Origin of the sequence: Arcobacter sp. s6 (assembly GCF_040884245.1) — a bacterium.
In the GTDB taxonomy this organism is placed as follows: domain Bacteria; phylum Campylobacterota; class Campylobacteria; order Campylobacterales; family Arcobacteraceae; genus Aliarcobacter.
The window spans coordinates 73,197-92,654 of record NZ_JBEVTN010000018.1; the positions used below are offsets into that span (position 1 = coordinate 73,197).

The window sequence follows — 19,458 nt, forward strand, 5'->3', positions numbered from 1 at the left end:
CTTTCACTATGCGTTTATTTGATAAAAGAATTATTTCCCATTTTGATTATTTGTTAATAATATTTGTTTTACCATTGATATTCTTATCATACCATTTAATTGGTGAAACAAACGAACAATTAGCTAATAAGCAATTATTTTATTACTCTATTTCTTTTTTTGCATTCTTTGTAGTATTTATTTTACCTATAAGAAAAAAATTAAGAATGATTCCCACATTATACTGGATTGGTATAGCATTATTAGTGGCTGTTGAATTTGTAGGTATTTCAAAACTTGGTGCTCAAAGATGGATACATATTCCAATACTTGGTACAACAATCCAACCTTCAGAACTAATAAAACCTATTTTTATTTTAATGTTGGGATATTTAATACAACAAAGACCACCTCCTAAAAATGGATATAAAATCCTAGACTTTATATATTTCTCATTTTATATTTTATTACCCTTTATATTAATTGCAAAAGAGCCTGATTTAGGTACAGCTTTAGTGTTATTATTTGTTGGTTATGGGATATTATTTATAATAGGAGTAAATTGGAAGATATGGGCAACTATTATTATCGTTGTTGGTATTGCATCACCTTTTATTTATACATATTTAATTAAAGATTATCAGAAAAAAAGAATTACAGACTTTATTTCTGAAAAGCCTAGTTATCATGTTCAGCAATCAATTATTGCAATTGGTTCAGGTGGATTAACAGGAAAATTAAGTGAAGATGCTACTCAAACTCAATTAAAGTTTTTACCTATTGCCACAAGTGATTTTATTTTTGCATATTTTGTAGAAAGATATGGATTTTTAGGTGCTATTGGATTAATATTTTTATATTTATTAATTATTATGCATTTATTAACTATGAATTATTTTTTTAAAGATGATTATATAGTTAGGGCTTTTGCCTCAGGTTTGGGGCTTTTGATTTTTTTTAATATGAGTATTAATATTTTGATGGTTATTGGTTTTGCTCCTGTTGTTGGAATTCCTTTACCATTTTTTTCATATGGAGGAAGTTCTTTTATTAATTTTATAGTTACTTTTGCTATTTTAGAAAATTTATTAGCATTTAGATATATGAATTTATACAATTATGAAAGAAAACTGTAGTTAGATAAACTCTTATTAATAATCTAATCTTTAGATTTCTTTTGTATATGTGATGAATTAGTTCATTCTTTGTTTTTTTAAAACTTCGTTTAAAATCTCTAAATCATAAATTGAATTTCCACAATTTTCTTTTTTAGTTTGAATATTAATAACTTTTTCTTCTTTTTCATTTATATACTCGTAATCTAAAATATAATCTTTTTTTAATAAACTTAAACTAACTTCATCTTCACAAAGTGAATTCTGAATTTGTCTTTTAAATCTATTTTTATCTTTTTCTTCATTTAAAGAAACATTAAATAGTTGGTAATTATAAAAAATCGTTTTATTTTTTTTATAAATATCTATTAAAATACTTACAGAATCAACTTGCATAGGTAAATTCTTTTTAAAATCTGTTATTTCTTTTTCAATTGCATAATCTTCTAGAAAATAAAATTTTATTATATCTATTGAATAACTTAATGAAAGAAATAAATTAATAGTTATTATGGTTTTTGAAAGAAAAGACCATACTTTTGAGCCTTTATATCTATTGGCACTTCTAAAGATAATTATAAATATTATTATAGAATATATAAGAATAAATATATATAATAATAATTGAGAGTAATTTGTTTCATAAAAAGTATTATTTAAAGATTCAATTTGAAAAAATACTTCTATAAAAAAAGAAATAAAAATAAACCAAAACCAAAATGCTATAAAAAGTGGAATTTTTCCTTCTAATAAATTTTTAAAGTAGTTTTTTATTTTATTCATGAATAGCCTTAATACAATTGATATCTAACATTAAATTTTAACTTTGTAGATGTTGAAGGTCTTGGATAATCCTTATATGCAATTTCTATTAACTCTAAAGAATATTTATCAAAAACTTCATAACCAGATGAGTTTGTAATTTTCAGATTAGTTATACTTCCATCTGGATGAAACATAAATTCAACAACATTTGCTCCACCAATTTTTAATTTTGCTGCAAGAGGAGGATAACCTAATCTTGTTAAAACTCTTTGAGTTATTACTTGAAAATTATTAAGATTATTTTCTAAGTAAGCTTTTTGAACTTTTGTAAAGGTTTTATACTCTTCTCCATATAATTTTTCAAGTTCGCTTAGAATCTCTTTATTTATGGGCTCTTTTTGTGATAAAAAATTTTCCAAAATGTTATTTTGTAAAGAATTGTCTTTTTTAACAATCTGTTCTTCTAGTATTTTTTCTTGAAAATCTTTTGATTTAGCAACATCAATTTGCTTTGTTTCTTTTTTAGATATTTCTTTCTTTTGCGGTTTAGGCTCTGCTAATTTATCTACTTTTTTAATTTCTTCATTCTTTTTAATTTCTTGTTTTTTTTCAATTTCTAGGTCTTTTATTCTCTCTTCTATAATCTCTTTTTTCTTTAATTTTACAAATTTAACATCTGATTTTTTTTCTAAAATTTCATCTTTTTGTTTATTTTCAATAAATTCTTTATCCTTGTATTTATAAAATGCAAGGAAATGCAAAGATATTGAGATAATAAGGGCCAAGATAATAATTTTCATAGCGCGATTATAGTACAATTATCATAATAAATGATTAATAGGAATGTGAATGTTTGATAAATCAATTAAAGCTTATGAAGAAGCTTGTAAAGTAATACCAGGAGGAGTTGATTCCCCTGTTCGTGCTTTTAAGAGTGTAGGAGGAACACCACCTTTTATAGATAGAGGTGAGGGTGCTTATTTATTCGATATAGATGGAAATAAATATTTGGATTTTGTACAGTCTTGGGGACCACTTATTTTTGGTCATTGTGATAAAGATATTGAAAATGCTGTTATTGAAACTGCAAAAAAAGGTTTATCTTTTGGTGCTCCAACTATTCTTGAAACTCAATTAGCAAATGAAATTGTTGAGATGTATGATTATATCGATAAAGTTAGATTTGTAAGTTCTGGAACTGAGGCTGTAATGAGTGCAATTAGATTAGCACGTGGAGTAACAGGAAAAAATGACATACTAAAGTTTGAAGGTTGTTATCATGGACATTCTGATTCATTATTAGTTCAAGCAGGTTCAGGAATGGCTACTTTTGGAAGTCCAAGTAGTCCAGGAGTTCCAGCTGATTTAACAAAACATACTTTGCTTTGTGAATATAATAATATTGAAAATTTAAAAAAATGTTTTGAAGATAGTTCAGATATTGCTTGTATTATTATTGAACCAATAGCAGGAAATATGGGATTAGTTCCAGCTAGTGAAGAATTTTTAGTAGCTTGTAGAGAATTATGTAATGCAAATGGTGCATTATTAATTTTTGATGAAGTTATGACAGGGTTTAGAGCAAGTTTAACAGGAGCTAGTGGAATCTTAAATACAAAAGCCGATATTATTACTTTTGGGAAAGTAATAGGCGCTGGAATGCCCGTTGGCGCATTTGCTTCTAATAAAGAAATTATGGGACATTTAAGTCCAGATGGTGCAGTTTATCAAGCAGGAACTTTAAGTGGAAATCCAGTTGCAATGGCAGCAGGACTTGTAAGTCTTCGAAAATTAAAAGCAAATCCTTCTGTTTATGAAGAGTTAAATGAAAAAGCACTTAAATTAGTAAATGGATTAAAACAAGTAGCCACTTCAAATAATATTGGTTTACAAGTAGATACAAGAGGAAGTATGTTTGGATTTTTCTTTGCTGATAAGATGCCAATAAATTTCAAAGAAGTATCAACTTTTTGTGATTTCAAAAGATTTGCTACATTTCACCACGAAATGTTAAAAAGAGGTTTCTATTTTGCTTGTTCACAATATGAAGCTGGATTTATTTGTACTAAAATAACAAATGATGATATTGATGCTTGCATTAGTGCAGCTGATGAAGTTATGAAAAATTTATAGTTTAAAGAACAACTCGTTGTTCTTTTTAGAGTTTGTTTCTTTAGCTTTAGCTTTGCTATAGCGTTAAAAGAAATTTAATATTTAAGGTCCCATTTTAGAAGGGACTTCTAAAAAGGAATAAAAATGCCAACAATCAAAAATGTAGAATTAACAAAAAAAGCAAATGTTTATTTTGATGGAAAAGTTACAAGTAGAAGTTTTGTAGATGAAAATGGAGTAAAAAAATCTTTAGGTATTATGATGCCCGGAGAGTATACTTTTGGTACAAAAGAGGCTGAACATATGGAAATAATTTCAGGTAAGGTTGAAATATTAATTGCTTGTGGTGATAGTAATTGGGAGACTATTAACGGTGGAGAATATTTTGAAGTTCCAGCTAATTGTTCTTTTGAAATAAAAGTTTTAGAAATAACAGATTATTGTTGTACTTATTTAGCATAGTTTTGGTTTGTTATGACAGATAATATAAACAATGAAGAAAAAGAAGAAAAACCAAAACATCAAGATAAGATAGTTGCACTTGATAGTTTATCTTTAGGAATATCTATTGTCGCAGCACTTATAATAGGTTTTGGTATAGGATATGGATTAAAGCAATTCACTGGATACACATGGACTTTATGGCTAGGAATTGCATGGGGAATAGCAGCAGCAATCTTAAATATTTATAGGGCATATAAAAGAGCTCAAAAAGTATATGAAGGAATGGAGAATGATCCTCGATATGCATATAGAGCAAAACATGGAGATAAATCTTTTGATGAAGAAGATTAATCCAGAAATTTTGAAGTTTGCAAAGGTCTTTATTCTTTTAGACCTTTGTATTGTTCTTTATGCTTTGATCTTTCAAAATAATTTATGGTTTTTAAACTCTCAGGTTGCTTTTGTTTCATCTTTATTTATTACAATTGCTACTTTTTTATCCTATAAAAGAAATATTCAAAATAGAATATCAAATCTTGATATGACACAATCTAATCAATCATTCGATAGAGATAAAATTGATGAAATAGATGATCCTTATGATTTATATACTGAATATGAAGAGATTCCTGAAAGTGAATTAACTCCTGAAAAAATTAAAGAAATTATAAATGATGAAAAGTCAAAGGTAAAGAAAAATACTTTTAAAAACACACTCTTCTCAGCAGGGGGCTTTTTATCTATTTATCGTATACTAGGTTATGGAGTACTAGTATTTGGTTTTTTTGCTTTAAATAATAATGGTATCTTTTTACCACTTGCATTTATTCTTGGATTAGGAATAGTTCCAATTGGAGTTTTGTTTTCAAAGCTTATAAAATAAGCTTTGAAAATTTTAAAGAATTAGAGGTAAATCTATAGTTATTTTATTATCATCTTTTGTTAAAATAAATGAGTTGTTTTCTTTGATATTTAAAGAAGAAAAATCATTTTCTTTATCAGTAGAAATTTCTACACTAATTAATGAATACTTCTTTTCATCAATTTTAATGTATTCACCAATTTTAAGTAATATAGAACATGAAACATTTTTATTACCTTTAAAGGCATCAAAAATCTGATTTAAAGTTTTTATAAATGAACTAGCATCTAACTTAAATTCAGGGATAGAAGGATCATAATTCTTAATAAAATTAATATCAGTTTTTATTTTACTTGTTGAAATAGCTAGATCAACTAATGTGAAAATATTTGTTACATTGATATTTTTAATATTAAGAGTATTCTCTTTCTTTACCATTGCACTTTTATATAGTTTCATATGAATTTCATCTTCATTTTCATACATAACAGTTATTGCATAAAAAGTGTAATTTTTGATATTTAAGTCTATATACGAAGTTTGTGCTCCAAAAGTTTTTGGAGCATAACTAAGAGCTAAATCAAAAAGTTCTTTTTGTTTTATTCTATTTAATAAAAATTGTGCTTCAGAATTAGAATAAATTATCTTTGAAGTAGATGAAAAAGATAATATTGGATTTAAATCTAATTCAATCCACTCTTCGAAGAAACTCATAATTCTAACTTTCTACGTAATTTTTCAGATTTTTACCTACTTTTGGATGCTTTAATTTCTTAATAGCACTAGATTCAATTTGTCTTACTCTTTCTCTTGTTACAGAAAGTTCTTTTCCAATCTCTTCTAGTGTTCTATCACTTGCATCTTCCATAAGACCAAATCTCATTCTGATAACAGCTTGTTCTCTCTCATTTAATTGACCTAATATTTGATCAATTTGACCTTGTAAATCCTCTTTCATTATATTATCAACAGGTGTTGGAGCTTTTTCATCAGGAACGAAATCTCCAAATTTACCATCATCATCACTTCCAATAGGAGCTTCTAAAGATACAGGCTCTTTAGTGATTTTGATTACTTGTTTTACTTTATCAACAGGAAGTCCTACTTCTTTTGCGATTTCATCCACATCAGGCTCTTTCCCATTTTCTTGAATACCTTTTCTAATGATTTTATTAATTCTATTAATAGTTTCAATCATATGTATAGGAATTCTAATGGTTCTAGCTTGATCTGCAATTGCTCTAGAAATTGCTTGTCTAATCCACCATGTTGCATAAGTTGAGAATTTATAACCTTTTTTATACTCAAATTTATCAACAGCCTTCATAAGACCAATATTACCTTCTTGAATTAAATCTAAGAATGGTAAACCTCTATTTGTATATCTTTTTGCAATAGATACAACAAGTCTAAGGTTTGATTTTGCCATTCTTGTTTTAGAAGTATCAGTAATTTGTTTACCTCTTTTGATTTGTTCAAGAACATCTTTCAACTCTTCAGGTGTTAAATCAAATCCACCTTTAGATGCTTCTTTTGTTTGGAAAAGTTTTTTGATTTCCATATAAGAAGAAACCATAGTAGCTTCAGGAACCATAGAAGTAATTTGTGCTTTTGATAAATTAACAATATTATCTAAAATCTTTTTATGATTTTTTAATAAGGTATCATTAAATAAAGGTAATTTATATTCTAATCTTTTTAATTCACCATCAAAACCTGTATCAGATTTTAAAGCAGTTTCCATTGCTTTTACAATTTCAGTAATTAATTTAGAAGTAGGTCCTAAATCAAGTAATGCTTCTTTTAAAATTCTTTTTTTGAAAGCAACAGCTAAATTAAAAGTCATTTGATCTACTTCATCATCAGATTTTGCAGTTTCTTTTGCTGAAAATTTAAGCCAATCTTTTTTAGCTTTTTCTAGAATTTTAAATGCTTCAATGATAGTTTGAGCTCTTTTATCAAGTTTTTTTTGCTTTTTACCACCAACTTTTTCATCATCAGAATCATCTATATTTTCATCATCAGAATCATCATCAGAATCATCATCAGAATCATCTTCTTCATCATCACCATCAGAATCATCATCATCAAAATTTCTAAATAGTTCTTTTACTTTTCTTTCTCTATTTACTAAAGGTTCTCTATATTCTAAGATAAAATCTATTAGGTATGGTACATAACAAATAGCATCAAGAATAATATCTTCACCCATTTCAATTTTTTTAGATATTTCAATCTCTTCTTCTTTAGTAAGTAATGGGATTTGACCCATTTCTCGTAAATACATTCTAACTGGAGAATCCGATCTAGACCATTCTAATAACTCTTTATTTTTCAATAAATCGTAAACGTCATCTTCATTCTCAATTAACTTTTCTCTTAATTCTCTTCTTTTTTTAGCTTCTTCTGCATTCATTCTTTTTGCTTGTTCTTGCGAACTAATTACAGTTACGTTACATAATTGAATTAATGCTAAAAGTTTTTTTATGTTTGGACCAGAAGGTGCTTTTGGGAAGATTTTAATAATTTTTTCGTAAGTAAGTACCGAATCTTTATACTCTTTTACCAGTTGTTCGATAACTTTATTTATATCTTTTACACTCATTGTATTAGGAAATCCTCTTCGTAAGATGGTTGGATATTATACCCAAATTACTTAAATATTCCATTAAAAAAAACTATTTAAACAAATATTACTAAAAAATTCGCTAAAATGCATTTTTTCTGAAAATACTCATTTAATGATTTTTAAAATTTATTAAATTCAAGGACATAAAATATGAATACAATTACTGGAAAAGTATGGAATTTTGGCGCTAACATAGATACAGATGTTATTATTGCTGCAAGATATTTAAATAGTTCAGACCCTGAGCATTTAGCAAAATATGTTATGGAAGATGCAGATCCTGATTTTCCTAAAAAACTGCAAAGAGGTGATATTATAGTTGCAGGTGAAAACTTTGGATGTGGATCAAGTAGAGAACATGCTCCAATCGCTTTAAAAGCTGCAGGAGTTGCTGCTGTTGTTGCTCCTTCTTTTGCTAGAATTTTCTACAGAAATGCATTTAATATGGGTTTACCAATTTTTGAATTACCTGAATCATTAGAAATAAAAGAGGGTGAAAATATTTCTATTAATTTAGATAATGGTGAAATTACAAATAACACAACTAAAAAAACTTACAAATTTATTCCTATTCCTCCTTTTATGCAAGAATTAATTGCAGCAGGTGGTTTAATAAACTTTGCAAAATCTGAAATGAAAAAGGCTAACTAAATAATGAAAAACTATAATATATCAGTAATCAAAGGTGATGGGATAGGTCCAGAGATCGTAGATGAAGCAATTAAAGTATTAAATTCAGTTGCAAAAAAATGTGATTTTACTTTATCTTATAAAGAATACTTAATGGGTGGTATTGCTATTGATACTACAGGTGTTCCACTTCCAGTTGAAACAGTTACGGGTGTTTTAAATTCTGATGCTTGTTTATTTGGTTCTATTGGTGGTGAAAAATGGGATACATTACCAAGAGAGTTAAGACCTGAAACTGGACTTTTAAAGTTTAGAGAAGAGATGGGTGTTTATGCAAATTTAAGACCTGCTATTGTTTATGATGAACTTGTTAATGCTTCAACTTTAAAACCTGAAGTAATTCAAGGTTGCGATATTATGGTTGTTAGAGAATTAATTGGTGGAATTTACTTTGGTCAACCAAGAGCAAATGATGGATTTAAAGCTTATAATACAATGGTTTATACAAAACCTGAAATTGTAAGAATAGGTAAACAAGCATTTGAACTTGCAATGAAAAGAGATAAAAGAGTTTGTTCTGTTGATAAAGCAAATGTATTAGAAGTTTCTCAACTTTGGAGAGATACTATGAATGAATTATCAAAAGATTATCCAGAAGTTGCACTTTCACATATGTATGTAGATAATGCAGCTATGCAACTTGTAAGAAACCCAAAACAATTTGATGTTATTGTAACTGGAAATATTTTTGGTGATATTCTTTCTGATACAGCTTCAATGGTTGTGGGTTCTATTGGACTTTTACCTTCAGCTTCAACAGGAGATAAAACAGCAATCTATGAACCAATTCATGGATCAGCACCTGATATTGCAGGAATGGGAATAGCAAATCCAATAGCAACAATTTTAAGTGCAGCAATGATGTTAAGATACTCATTAAATGAAATTAAAGCAGCAGATTTAATAGAAGATGCAATAAAAGCTGTATTAAAAGATGGATATAGAACAAAAGATTTAGCAGGTTATGATGCTAAGGAAGTTTTAAATACAACTGCAATGGGTGATTTAATAGCTAAGTATATAAATAAATAATAAAGAAAGCACTTGCTTTCTTTATTATTCTCTCACTAACTACAATACATTAAAATTTAAATCAATTTTATTGCAAAAAATAATTTTTTGTGATAACATAAACTAAAAAATTGGATTTTCTCATATGAAAAAAAAGCATAGATTAATTACTAGAAGTGATATGGATGGTTTAGTATGTGGTACATTACTAACATATTTAGATATTATTGATGAAGTAGTATTTGTTCATCCTAAAGACATGCAAGATGGAAAAGTAGAAGTTAAAAGAAATGATATAACTACAAACCTTCCTTATGTTGAAGGAGTTTACTTAGCTTTTGATCATCATTTTTCTGAAACATTAAGAAATGGGAAAAAAGATAATCATATAATAGATCCAAATGCTCCAAGTGCTGCTCAAGTAGTTTTTGATTATTATGGTGGAGATGAAGTTTTTCCAGGATATTTCACAGGTATGATGAACGGAGCTAATAAAGCGGATAGTGCTGATTTTATTGAAGATGATATTTTAAATCCGAGAGCTTGGGCATTATTAAGTTTTATAATGGATTCAAGAACAGGATTAGGAAGATTTAAAGATTTTAGAATTTCAAACTATCAATTAATGATGGATTTAATAAAATATTGTGCAAGACATAATATTGATGAAATATTAGAACTTCCAGATGTTAAAGAAAGAGTTGATTTATATTTTAAATATGAAAATGAATTTAAAGAACAGTTAAAACAGATTACTACAATAAAAGATAATTTACTAATTATTGATTATAGAGATATTGAAACAATATGGCCTGGAAATAGATTTATGGTATATGCTATGAATCCAAAACAAAATATTTCTATTCATATAATGCATGCTAAAGATAATGAAAAAGTAGCTTTTAGTGTTGGAAAATCAATTATAAATAAATCATCAAATACAAATGTTGGTGAATTAATGCTTAAATATGATGGTGGTGGACATAAAGCTGCTGGTGGTTGTCAAGTTGATAATGATAGTGCAGAAGTTATATTGGATGAAATTATCAAAAAAATCAATCAAGATGGATAAATAAAAGAAGTTTTTAAAACTTCTTTTTTATGATCTCATAAAACTCTTCAAAAGAGGGCAAAGTCAAATTTGCATCTCTTTGTTTTTTCCCCCACATCGGTTCTGGAAAATATGAATCTTCTTTAAATCTTGCCATTACATGAAAATGAACATGAGGAACATAGTTTCCAAAAGAAGCGATATTTATTTTTTCAGGTTGGAAAAAAGATATCATCTCTTTTTCAATTAAATCTAAATATTTCCAGATTTCTTGTTTTGTTTTTTCATTACAATGTGAAAATTCTTTTATTTCTTCGATAGTAAAAATTTTTAACCATGGAATTTCCGATGTTTCTATTTCAATTTTTATTAGTTCATTTTTATAAAGTATTGACAAAATAGGCCTTTTATTAATTTATTTTGTAAATACTACTATAATTATAATTAAATAAAACAAATCTTAAATAGATTCAACAAGCTTTAAGTAAAAATTAATTATAATCCAACTCCATTTTTCAACAATCGAGGAAGTTTTTATAAAATATAGATTTATTTTATAAAGAGTTGGTAAAAGCTAAAAGTAAAGTATTTATTTTTTATTGCTTTTTCCTGTTGATAAATCGGAAACAAACACAAAGAAAGAGGAGACAGGCTTATGAAAGTAAGAGCTTCAGTAAAGAAAATGTGTGACAAATGCAAAATTGTCAAAAGAAGTGGTGTAGTAAGAGTAATCTGCGAAACTAAAAAACACAAACAAAGACAAGGATAAGACACATGGCAAGAATCGCGGGTGTTGATTTACCAAATAAAAAGAGAATGGAATATGCGTTAACGTATATCTTCGGAATCGGATTACATAATTCTAGATTAATTTTAGATGCAGTTGGAATTGATTACAACAAAAGAGCTTTTGAATTATCAGAAGACGAAGCAGCAATTATCAGAAAAGAAATCCAAGACAACTATTTAGTTGAGGGTGATTTAAGAAAAAAAGTTGCTATGGATATTAAAGCTTTAATGGATTTAGGTTCATACAGAGGTTTAAGACATAGAAAAGGTTTACCTTGTAGAGGGCAAAAGACTAAAACTAATGCTAGAACAAGAAAAGGTAAAAAGAAAACTGTTGGTGCAGCAACTAAATAAGGGATTGTAGATGGCAAAAAGAAAAGTTACTAGAAAAAAAATTGTAAGAAAAAATATTGCTGACGGTATCGTACATATTGCTGCAAGTTTTAACAATACAATGGTTACAGTTACAGATAATGCAGGAAACGCAATCGCATGGTCAAGTGCTGGAAACTTAGGATTTAAAGGTTCTAAAAAATCAACTCCATTCGCAGCTCAAGCAGCAGTAGAAGATGCTATGGCAAAAGCAATGGAACACGGAATCAAAAACGTAGGAATTAAAATTCAAGGACCTGGTTCAGGTAGAGATACAGCTGTTAAAGCAGTAGGAGCTATGGACGGAGTTAGAATTACTTGGTTAAAAGATGTTACACCATTACCACACAATGGTTGTAGACCTCCTAAAAGAAGAAGAGTGTAAGGAGTAAATAATGGCAAGATATAGAGGACCAGTAGAAAAAATCGAAAGAAGACTTGATGCAGATCTTGGACTTAAAGGTGAGAGAAGATTATCAGGTAAAAGTGCTTTAGAAAAAAGACCATTTGCTCCAGGACAACACGGACAAAGAAGAGCTAAAATTTCTGAGTATGGTTTACAATTAAGAGAAAAACAAAAAGCTAAATTTATGTATGGTGTTTCTGAAAAACAATTCAGAAAATACTTTAAAGAAGCAGCTAGAAGAGAAGGTAATACAGGGGCTAACCTAATTACTTTAATCGAGCAAAGATTAGACAATGTTGTATTTAGAATGGGATTTGCTACAACTAGAGCAAATGCTAGACAATTTACAACTCATGGACACGTTTTAGTAGATGGTAAAAAAGTTGATATTCCTTCTTTCATCGTTAAAGCTGGACAAAAAGTAGAAATTAAAGAAAAATCTAAATCTAATCCTCAAGTTGTAAGAGCTTTAGAATTAACAAATCAAACTGGAATGGTTGATTGGGTTAATGTAGATAAAGATAAAGTATTTGGAATTTTCACAAGAATCCCAGCTAGAGAAGAAGTTGTTATTCCTGTTGAAGAAAGATTAATCGTAGAGTTATATTCTAAATAATAAGTAAAAGGTAGTTAATGAAAAAATTTGCAGAGACACCGTTTTTACCAACTGAAGTTGAAATAGAAGCTATCAGTGATAATGAAGCTAAAATATCAGCATATCCATTTGAAGATGGTTTTGCTATTACTTTAGCACACCCTTTAAGAAGACTTCTTTTAAGTTCTTCAGTTGGTTATGCACCAATTGCAGTAAAAATCGAAGGAGCTTCTCACGAGTTTGACTCATTAAGAGGTATGTTAGAAGATATAGCTATTTTTGTTATAAATTTAAAGAATATTAAGTTTAAAATAAATGGTGATAAAGATCAAGTTACTGTTGAGTATTCTTTCAATGGACCAAGAGAAATTAAAGGTGAAGACCTTGTAAATTCTGATGTAGAAATTGTATCAAAAGATGTTCATTTAGCAACTATAAATAGTGACTGTAACTTAACGTTTTCAGTTATTATTCAAAAAGGTATTGGTTATATGCCATCAGAAGACATTAGAGATATTGTTGGACCTGATTTTATACCAATCGATGCTTTCTTTACACCTGTTAAAAAAGTGGTTTATGATATTGAAAAAATGTTAGTTGAAGATAATCCTAACTTTGAAAAAGCTGTATTTACAATACAAACAAATGGACAAATTTCTCCAATTACTGCTTTTAAAGAAGCTGTATCTGTTATGTATGCGCAAATGTCGGTATTTAATAAAGTATTTGATTTATCTGAGGTAACAGTAAGTGAAAGTGGTGAAGAGCCAGTTGAACTTAAAGAATTAGTTATTAAAATTGATGATTTAAATTTAAGTGCTAGAAGTTTCAATTCTTTAGATAGAGCTGGACTTAAATTCTTAGGTGAATTAGTACTTATGAGTGAAGTTGAAGTTAAAAATATTAAAAATCTTGGGAAAAAATCTTATGATGAGATTGCTGAAAAGTTAGAATCACTAGGTTACCCAGTTGAAAATACACTTCCAGAAAATGTTGCTTCTGCATTAAGAAGAAAATTAGAGCAACTAAAAGCATAATTAAGGGTTTAATATGAGACATAAGCACGGATATAGAAAGTTAAGTAGAACTTCTTCTCATAGAAAAGCATTGTTAAAAAACATGGCAATTGCGATTATCGAAAGAGAAAAAATTGAAACAACTGTTCCTAAAGCAAAAGAATTAAAAAGATATATTGAGAAATTAGTAACATCTGCTAGAAATGCTGATTTAAATACACATAGATTTGTATTTGCAGCTTTACAAAGTAAAGAAGCTACTAAAAAATTAATTAATGAAATTGCACCAAAATACGAAGGTAGAAATGGTGGATATACTTCAATAGTTAAAACTAGAATTAGAAGAGGGGATGCTACTCCAATGGCATTCATTTCATTCGTATAGTAAATACTTAGAATACTTTTTAAAGGGGATAGAACAGATGTTCTGTCCCTTTTTTTATTTATAAATAAAAATAAAACTTCCTTAAAAAATTAAATTATAATCTTTTTTTAATCATCTTTTTGATAAAATCCAGCGTAATACTACATCTGTAGAACATAGGAGACGCGATTGATAACCCTAAAAGATGCACTATCTTTAACTAGTGAAGATATAGAAAAATTAAGAAATGATTTAAATCAAAAAATAAAAGAAAACGACATAGGTGCCTATGTTGAACAATTAACTTCTTCAGAAATTTCACAATCAGGTTTTGGAATTCCAATAGCTATAAAAGATATAATTAATGTTAAAGATTGGAATATAACTTGTTGCAGTAACATTTTAAAAGGCTATGTAAGTCCTTATGATGCTACTGTAATTAAGAATTTAAAAAAAGCTGGATTAAGTCCTTTTGGACGTGCTAATATGGATGAATTTGCCATGGGAAGTAGCACAGATACTTCTTGTTATGGTAAAACATTAAATCCTCATGATAAAGAAAAAACAGCAGGTGGAAGTAGTGGTGGAAGTGCTGCTGCTGTTGCTGCTGGAATTGCAATTGCTGCTCTAGGAACTGATACAGGTGGTTCAGTTAGACAACCTGCCGCTTATTGTGGTGTTGTAGGGATGAAACCAACTTATGGAAGAGTTTCAAGATATGGAATTACCGCATATTCTTCATCATTAGATCAATGCGGACCAATTACACAAAATGTTGAAGATGCGGCTATATTATATGATATTATCTCAGGGCACGATCCAATGGATTCAACTTCAGCAAATGTAGTTTATGAGGCTGTTGCTCCAAAATTAAATAGTGAAAGAAAATTGACTATTGCAGTTATAGATAATTTTGTTTCACAAGCAAGCCCTGCTGTACAAAAAGGTTTTGAAAAAGCAGTTATAGCTTTAGAAAAAGCAGGACATAAAATTATTCATAAAAATATGTTAGACACGCAAAAAATTGTATCTGCTTATTATATTGTGGCAACTGCTGAAGCATCTGCAAATCTAGCTAGATTTGATGGTGTTAGATATGGAAATAGAAAAGGTGATGCTGGACTTAAAGATATGTATATTCAAACTAAATCACAAGGTTTTGGTGATGAAGTACAAAAAAGAATTATGTTAGGTTCATTTGTATTAAGTTCAGGTTATTATGATGCTTATTATATAAAAGCGCAAAAAGTAAGACATTTAATTAAAGATGAATATTCAGAAATATTTGAAGAAGCAGATTTGATTTTATCTCCAGTTGCTCCAACAACTGCACCTAAATTTGGTTCATTTAAAACATCTTTAGAGATGTATTTAAGTGACATTTATACAATTTCAGTAAATCTTGCAGGACTTCCTGCTATTTCATTACCAGTGGATAAGGATGAAAATGGAATGCCTGTTGGTCTTCAATTTATTGCAAATGCATATGAAGAACAAACACTATTTGACGGTGCTTTATCATTAGAAAAAGCTATCAATTATAAATAAATATTAACTAGGATTATAAAATGAGAATTAGAAAAAGAGCATTAACATTTGAAGATGTATTATTAGTACCAGCTAAATCAGAAGTATTACCAAGAGATGTATGTATTAAAACAAAACTTACTAAAAAAATAGGATTAAATATTCCTTTTATTAGTGCTGCTATGGATACAGTAACTGAATACGAAGCTGCAATTGCAATGGCTAGACTTGGTGGTATTGGAATTATTCATAAAAATATGGATATAGATACTCAAGTTTTACAGTGTAAAAAAGTTAAAAAATCAGAATCTGGAATGATTATTGATCCAATTACTATAAAACCAGAGCAAACTTTACAAGATGCAGAAGATATCATGGCTTCTTATAAAATCTCAGGCGTTCCTGTTGTTGATGATAATAATATTTTAGTAGGTATTTTAACAAATAGAGATATGAGATTTACTAAAGATTTTACTCAAAAAGCTGTTGATAAAATGACAGTTATGCCTTTAGTTACTGCAAAAGAAGGTACAACTTTAGAAGAAGCAGCTGAAGTTATGCATGCAAATAAAATTGAGAAATTACCAATTGTGGATTCAAAAAATAAATTAATTGGATTAATTACAATTAAAGACATTAATAAAAAAAGAGAACATCCAAATGCAAATAAAGATGAATTCGGAAGATTAAGAGTTGGTGCTGCAATTGGTGTTGGACAAATTGATCGTGCAAGAGCTTTAGTCGCTATTGGTGTTGATGTTTTAGTTTTAGATTCTGCACATGGCCACTCAAAAGGTATTTTGGATACAGTAAAAGCTATAAAAGCTGAAATGGATGTTCAAATTATAGCTGGAAATGTTGCTACTGCTGAAGCTACTGCTGATTTAATTTTAGCTGGAGCTGATGCTGTTAAAGTTGGAATTGGACCTGGATCTATTTGTACAACAAGAATCGTTGCGGGCGTTGGAGTTCCTCAAATTTCTGCTATAGATGAGTGTGCTGCTGAAGGTGCTAAAACTGGTACTCCAATTATTGCAGATGGTGGAATTAGATACTCTGGTGATGTTGCAAAAGCATTAGCTGTTGGAGCAAGTGCTGTTATGATGGGATCTGCATTAGCAGGAACAGAGGAGAGTCCTGGTGAAGTAGTTTTAAGTCAAGGTAGAAAATTCAAAACTTATAGAGGTATGGGTTCAATTGGTGCAATGACTAAAGGAAGTACAGATAGATATTTCCAAGAAGGAACAGCTGCTGATAAATTAGTACCTGAAGGAATTGAAGGTATGGTTCCATATAGAGGTAGTATTTCTGATATTATTCATCAAATGGTTGGAGGATTAAGATCTTCAATGGGATATTTAGGTTCTAAAGATGTTACTACATTCCAAGCAACTGCAGAATTTGTTGAGATTACAAGTGCTGGATTAAAAGAATCACATGTTCATGATGTTACAATTACGAACGAAGCTCCGAACTACCACATTTAAAAGATGATGTTATAAACATCATCTTTTAAATTTACTCTGCGTTGAAGTTTGAATTTTAATGCTCACGTGACGCGGTAAGTTTGCCTTGTGCCTTTTGGCACAAGTTTTTCCTCCTTCTGTACGCTTCGCTTAAAATTCAAACTTCGCCTTGATTAACTTCAAAATCTAATATTTCTAACATCACTTTATATATATTGCTCACATTATCTTTTTAATTTTAAGAATTAATCTAACTTTATATATTCTCAATAAAATCTTAAGTTAATTCATAAATTTTTCATATATAATAATTATAATTTCATTTTAAAGTTAAAGGAAATCAATATGTTAGACAAAATAAAAGAGTATTATAAACTAATAAAAATAAAAAAAGTTGATAATTATTTTATAAAAATTGGTATTTTAGGAGTAATTATTGGTATAGTTTTTTCTATATCTATTTTAAATCAAATATTTGGATGGTTTATTTTATTTGGAATTTGTGTTAAATTATATGATTTTACTGAAAAAATAGAACATAATATTATTCCTTATGATTTTAATAATTTATTGCCAGCACCACCAAAAAAAGATGAAGAAGAAAAATTAAAATAAGTTTTCCTCTTTTTCAATCTCATAGTCAATAAAATCTTTTACGCTATATGTTTTGAATCCTGACACTTTTTCATAGATAAGCTTTTTTTCATCATTTGTTTTAGCTTTTTTATTCATCTATATCATCCTTTAAACTTAGATTTAGTGTATCTAAAAGATTTTTAAATTCCTTATTATAAATAATTATATGGATATATTCAAGCTATATTTCTATGTTAGACTTTTAAATGGCTGATTAATAGTTAAATTTAAAAATAGGAATATATTATGATAAAAGTAAGTGTTTTATATCCAAATTTGCAAAATCTAGTGTTTGATAAAGAATATTATATTAATAAGCATATGCCTTTGGTATCAAACTTATTAGCACAGGCTTTAAAAAATGTACAAGTAGATTTTGGAATAGCAGGTGGAAGTTCTGATGAAGCACCTAAATATATAGTTATGACTCATATGTCATTTGAATCAATAGAAGCTTTTCAAAACATATTTGGAATTCATTCAGAAGAACTACTCTCTGATATTCCTAATTTTACAAATTGCCAACCTGAACTTCAAATTAGTAAAATTAAAATCTAATATTATGCTTGATTATAAATTTATATTTATAATCAAGTAAAAGTGTAAAGATAGGAGTATTAAATAATACTTTTAATAATAACTTTAAATTCTAATTCACAGCCAGCTAATGGATGATTATAATCAACAGTTACATCTTCTTTTGTTACATCAATTACAGTGGCTCTTAATATTTCATTATTTTCATCTTCTCCCTCTAGTGTCATTCCTATTTCTAGATTGATTCCTTCAAAATCTTCTATTGGAGCAATTTGAGTTAAAGTTTCATCATATTCCCCATATGCTTCATTTGCAGGTACTTTTATTGTTCTTGTTTCGCCTTCATTCATATCTATTATTCTACTTTCTAAGCCTGAAATAATTTGTCCTGAACCATAAGAAAAAGTGATTGGTTCTTTTTCAACATTTGAATCTATTATTTCATTTTCTATTTTTAATTCGTAAAACATTTCTACCATTTGGTTAATTTTAATTGCCATTTTTATCCTTTTTTTATGCCTTTTACTATATCAAAAGAAAATTATATAAAAATAAAATAATAAATAAATATAAGTAATTCTGAAACTTCTTTTTATTAAAATGTTTTATGAAGAATAAATTTTTATATTTACTTATTATTTTTTTTACTAACTGCTTTGCTTCTTATGAACAAATAAAAATTGGTAAAATTGATAATTTCTATTACGATAAACTCTCTATTCAACAATTAAAAACTATAATTGATGAGATAGAACATACTTTAGAAACTCAAGTTAACACTAATATATTTGATTATTCACCAAATGGAAAACCAATTGATATACTTTTTGTTCCTGATTCAAAATTGGAAAATGATATTTCTAAAAAAATAGATAAACTAAATTCTAAAAAAGAAAAATTAGAAAGTTTAAAAGATTTTTTTTCTACGCAGAAAAATGAAATAAATAGATTAGAAGATTCTTATACAATTCAAACAAATTTAGTAAATAAAAAAGTTGATATTTTAAATAACTATCTCAACTTTCGCACATAAAACCTAATTGTTTTTTAGTGTAAACTCTGAGCATATGAATGATTTGTTCTAAATCTTTA

The 19,458-nt window shown here is 28.0% G+C and carries 26 protein-coding genes; 19 read left to right on the forward strand and 7 right to left on the reverse strand.

Features of this window, described 5'->3' with window-relative positions:
• Positions 1-8: 8 nt before the first annotated feature.
• Positions 9-1,115: an FtsW/RodA/SpoVE family cell cycle protein gene (locus ABVS04_RS12060; RefSeq protein WP_368030983.1), complete on the forward strand. Its 1,107-nt coding sequence runs from the start codon at positions 9-11 to the stop codon at positions 1,113-1,115.
• A gap of 57 nt (positions 1,116-1,172) precedes the next feature.
• Here ABVS04_RS12060 and ABVS04_RS12065 read toward each other — a convergent pair whose 3' ends face one another.
• Positions 1,173-1,877 (reverse strand): hypothetical protein, encoded by a 705-nt coding sequence (locus tag ABVS04_RS12065; RefSeq protein WP_368030984.1) that lies wholly within the window; start codon positions 1,875-1,877, stop codon positions 1,173-1,175.
• Between the two features lie 8 nt (positions 1,878-1,885).
• The gene (locus tag ABVS04_RS12070) at positions 1,886-2,659 is read right to left on the reverse strand and encodes an energy transducer TonB (protein ID WP_368030985.1); all 774 of its coding nucleotides are present in this window, start codon (positions 2,657-2,659) and stop codon (positions 1,886-1,888) included.
• Between the two features lie 49 nt (positions 2,660-2,708).
• Here ABVS04_RS12070 and hemL point away from each other — a divergent pair, with 49 nt between their 5' ends.
• The 4 genes from hemL to ABVS04_RS12090 all read left to right on the forward strand — a co-directional run bounded on the left by hemL (position 2,709) and on the right by ABVS04_RS12090 (position 5,298).
• Complete coding sequence (gene hemL / locus ABVS04_RS12075; protein WP_368030986.1) at positions 2,709-3,992, forward strand: glutamate-1-semialdehyde 2,1-aminomutase; 1,284 nt, start codon at positions 2,709-2,711, stop codon at positions 3,990-3,992.
• A 123-nt stretch (positions 3,993-4,115) separates the two neighbouring features.
• Positions 4,116-4,433 (forward strand): pyrimidine/purine nucleoside phosphorylase, encoded by a 318-nt coding sequence (locus ABVS04_RS12080; protein ID WP_368030987.1) that lies wholly within the window; start codon positions 4,116-4,118, stop codon positions 4,431-4,433.
• A gap of 12 nt (positions 4,434-4,445) precedes the next feature.
• A complete protein-coding gene (locus ABVS04_RS12085; RefSeq protein ID WP_368030988.1) occupies positions 4,446-4,766 on the forward strand; it encodes an AtpZ/AtpI family protein in 321 nt (106 codons plus the stop codon).
• On the forward strand, positions 4,753-5,298 hold the full coding sequence (locus ABVS04_RS12090; RefSeq protein WP_368030989.1) for a hypothetical protein: 546 nt from the start codon (positions 4,753-4,755) through the stop codon (positions 5,296-5,298). The genes ABVS04_RS12085 and ABVS04_RS12090 overlap by 14 nt, the downstream gene beginning before the upstream one ends.
• A 12-nt stretch (positions 5,299-5,310) precedes the next feature.
• On the opposite strand, the gene ABVS04_RS12095 is transcribed toward ABVS04_RS12090, so the two are convergent.
• Together ABVS04_RS12095 and rpoD are read right to left on the reverse strand one after the other, a co-directional pair.
• Complete coding sequence (locus ABVS04_RS12095; protein ID WP_368030991.1) at positions 5,311-5,991, reverse strand: hypothetical protein; 681 nt, start codon at positions 5,989-5,991, stop codon at positions 5,311-5,313.
• A gap of 4 nt (positions 5,992-5,995) precedes the next feature.
• Positions 5,996-7,882, reverse strand: coding sequence for an RNA polymerase sigma factor RpoD (gene rpoD / locus ABVS04_RS12100; protein WP_368030992.1), 1,887 nt, complete (start codon positions 7,880-7,882; stop codon positions 5,996-5,998).
• 174 nt (positions 7,883-8,056) lie between these two features.
• Here rpoD and ABVS04_RS12105 point away from each other — a divergent pair, with 174 nt between their 5' ends.
• The 3 genes from ABVS04_RS12105 to ABVS04_RS12115 all read left to right on the forward strand — a co-directional run bounded on the left by ABVS04_RS12105 (position 8,057) and on the right by ABVS04_RS12115 (position 10,679).
• Complete coding sequence (locus ABVS04_RS12105) at positions 8,057-8,557, forward strand: 3-isopropylmalate dehydratase small subunit (RefSeq protein ID WP_368030993.1); 501 nt, start codon at positions 8,057-8,059, stop codon at positions 8,555-8,557.
• A gap of 3 nt (positions 8,558-8,560) precedes the next feature.
• The gene (leuB, locus tag ABVS04_RS12110; RefSeq protein WP_368030994.1) at positions 8,561-9,628 is read left to right on the forward strand and encodes a 3-isopropylmalate dehydrogenase; all 1,068 of its coding nucleotides are present in this window, start codon (positions 8,561-8,563) and stop codon (positions 9,626-9,628) included.
• A gap of 124 nt (positions 9,629-9,752) precedes the next feature.
• Entirely contained in the window at positions 9,753-10,679 is a 927-nt protein-coding gene (locus tag ABVS04_RS12115; protein WP_368030995.1) for an exopolyphosphatase, read from the forward strand.
• A 13-nt stretch (positions 10,680-10,692) separates the two neighbouring features.
• Here ABVS04_RS12115 and ABVS04_RS12120 read toward each other — a convergent pair whose 3' ends face one another.
• Positions 10,693-11,055 carry an HIT family protein gene (locus tag ABVS04_RS12120; protein ID WP_368030996.1) on the reverse strand — a complete coding sequence of 121 codons (363 nt, stop codon included), beginning with the start codon at positions 11,053-11,055 and terminating at the stop codon, positions 10,693-10,695.
• A gap of 258 nt (positions 11,056-11,313) precedes the next feature.
• On the opposite strand from ABVS04_RS12120, the gene rpmJ reads away from it, so the two are divergent.
• The 9 genes from rpmJ (at position 11,314) to ABVS04_RS12165 (ending at position 17,808) form a co-directional block, all read left to right on the forward strand.
• Positions 11,314-11,427, forward strand: a complete 114-nt coding sequence (rpmJ, locus tag ABVS04_RS12125; RefSeq protein WP_172126513.1) for a 50S ribosomal protein L36 — start codon at positions 11,314-11,316, stop codon at positions 11,425-11,427.
• Positions 11,428-11,432: 5 nt separating this feature from the next.
• A complete protein-coding gene (gene rpsM, locus ABVS04_RS12130; protein WP_368030997.1) occupies positions 11,433-11,801 on the forward strand; it encodes a 30S ribosomal protein S13 in 369 nt (122 codons plus the stop codon).
• Between the two features lie 10 nt (positions 11,802-11,811).
• Complete coding sequence (gene rpsK, locus ABVS04_RS12135) at positions 11,812-12,204, forward strand: 30S ribosomal protein S11 (RefSeq protein ID WP_368030998.1); 393 nt, start codon at positions 11,812-11,814, stop codon at positions 12,202-12,204.
• Positions 12,205-12,214: 10 nt separating this feature from the next.
• Positions 12,215-12,841, forward strand: coding sequence for a 30S ribosomal protein S4 (rpsD, locus tag ABVS04_RS12140; protein ID WP_368030999.1), 627 nt, complete (start codon positions 12,215-12,217; stop codon positions 12,839-12,841).
• A 17-nt stretch (positions 12,842-12,858) separates the two neighbouring features.
• A complete protein-coding gene (locus ABVS04_RS12145; RefSeq protein ID WP_368031000.1) occupies positions 12,859-13,857 on the forward strand; it encodes a DNA-directed RNA polymerase subunit alpha in 999 nt (332 codons plus the stop codon).
• 13 nt (positions 13,858-13,870) lie between these two features.
• The gene (gene rplQ, locus ABVS04_RS12150) at positions 13,871-14,221 is read left to right on the forward strand and encodes a 50S ribosomal protein L17 (protein ID WP_368031001.1); all 351 of its coding nucleotides are present in this window, start codon (positions 13,871-13,873) and stop codon (positions 14,219-14,221) included.
• 168 nt (positions 14,222-14,389) lie between these two features.
• Positions 14,390-15,748 carry an Asp-tRNA(Asn)/Glu-tRNA(Gln) amidotransferase subunit GatA gene (gene gatA, locus ABVS04_RS12155; RefSeq protein WP_368031002.1) on the forward strand — a complete coding sequence of 453 codons (1,359 nt, stop codon included), beginning with the start codon at positions 14,390-14,392 and terminating at the stop codon, positions 15,746-15,748.
• Positions 15,749-15,768: 20 nt separating this feature from the next.
• The gene (gene guaB / locus ABVS04_RS12160; RefSeq protein ID WP_368031003.1) at positions 15,769-17,214 is read left to right on the forward strand and encodes an IMP dehydrogenase; all 1,446 of its coding nucleotides are present in this window, start codon (positions 15,769-15,771) and stop codon (positions 17,212-17,214) included.
• 324 nt (positions 17,215-17,538) lie between these two features.
• The gene (locus tag ABVS04_RS12165; RefSeq protein WP_368031004.1) at positions 17,539-17,808 is read left to right on the forward strand and encodes a hypothetical protein; all 270 of its coding nucleotides are present in this window, start codon (positions 17,539-17,541) and stop codon (positions 17,806-17,808) included.
• On the opposite strand, the gene ABVS04_RS12170 is transcribed toward ABVS04_RS12165, so the two are convergent.
• Positions 17,800-17,925 carry a hypothetical protein gene (locus ABVS04_RS12170; RefSeq protein ID WP_368031005.1) on the reverse strand — a complete coding sequence of 42 codons (126 nt, stop codon included), beginning with the start codon at positions 17,923-17,925 and terminating at the stop codon, positions 17,800-17,802. The genes ABVS04_RS12165 and ABVS04_RS12170 overlap by 9 nt on opposite strands.
• Before the next feature lie 150 nt (positions 17,926-18,075).
• Here ABVS04_RS12170 and ABVS04_RS12175 point away from each other — a divergent pair, with 150 nt between their 5' ends.
• Positions 18,076-18,387 carry an EthD family reductase gene (locus ABVS04_RS12175; protein ID WP_368031006.1) on the forward strand — a complete coding sequence of 104 codons (312 nt, stop codon included), beginning with the start codon at positions 18,076-18,078 and terminating at the stop codon, positions 18,385-18,387.
• Between the two features lie 59 nt (positions 18,388-18,446).
• Here the strand turns inward: ABVS04_RS12175 and ABVS04_RS12180 are convergent, their stop codons facing one another.
• Positions 18,447-18,866, reverse strand: a complete 420-nt coding sequence (locus ABVS04_RS12180; RefSeq protein WP_368031007.1) for a peptidylprolyl isomerase — start codon at positions 18,864-18,866, stop codon at positions 18,447-18,449.
• 107 nt (positions 18,867-18,973) lie between these two features.
• Between ABVS04_RS12180 and ABVS04_RS12185 the strand changes: the two genes are divergently transcribed.
• Positions 18,974-19,399 (forward strand): hypothetical protein, encoded by a 426-nt coding sequence (locus tag ABVS04_RS12185; protein WP_368031008.1) that lies wholly within the window; start codon positions 18,974-18,976, stop codon positions 19,397-19,399.
• Positions 19,400-19,458: the final 59 nt, after the last annotated feature.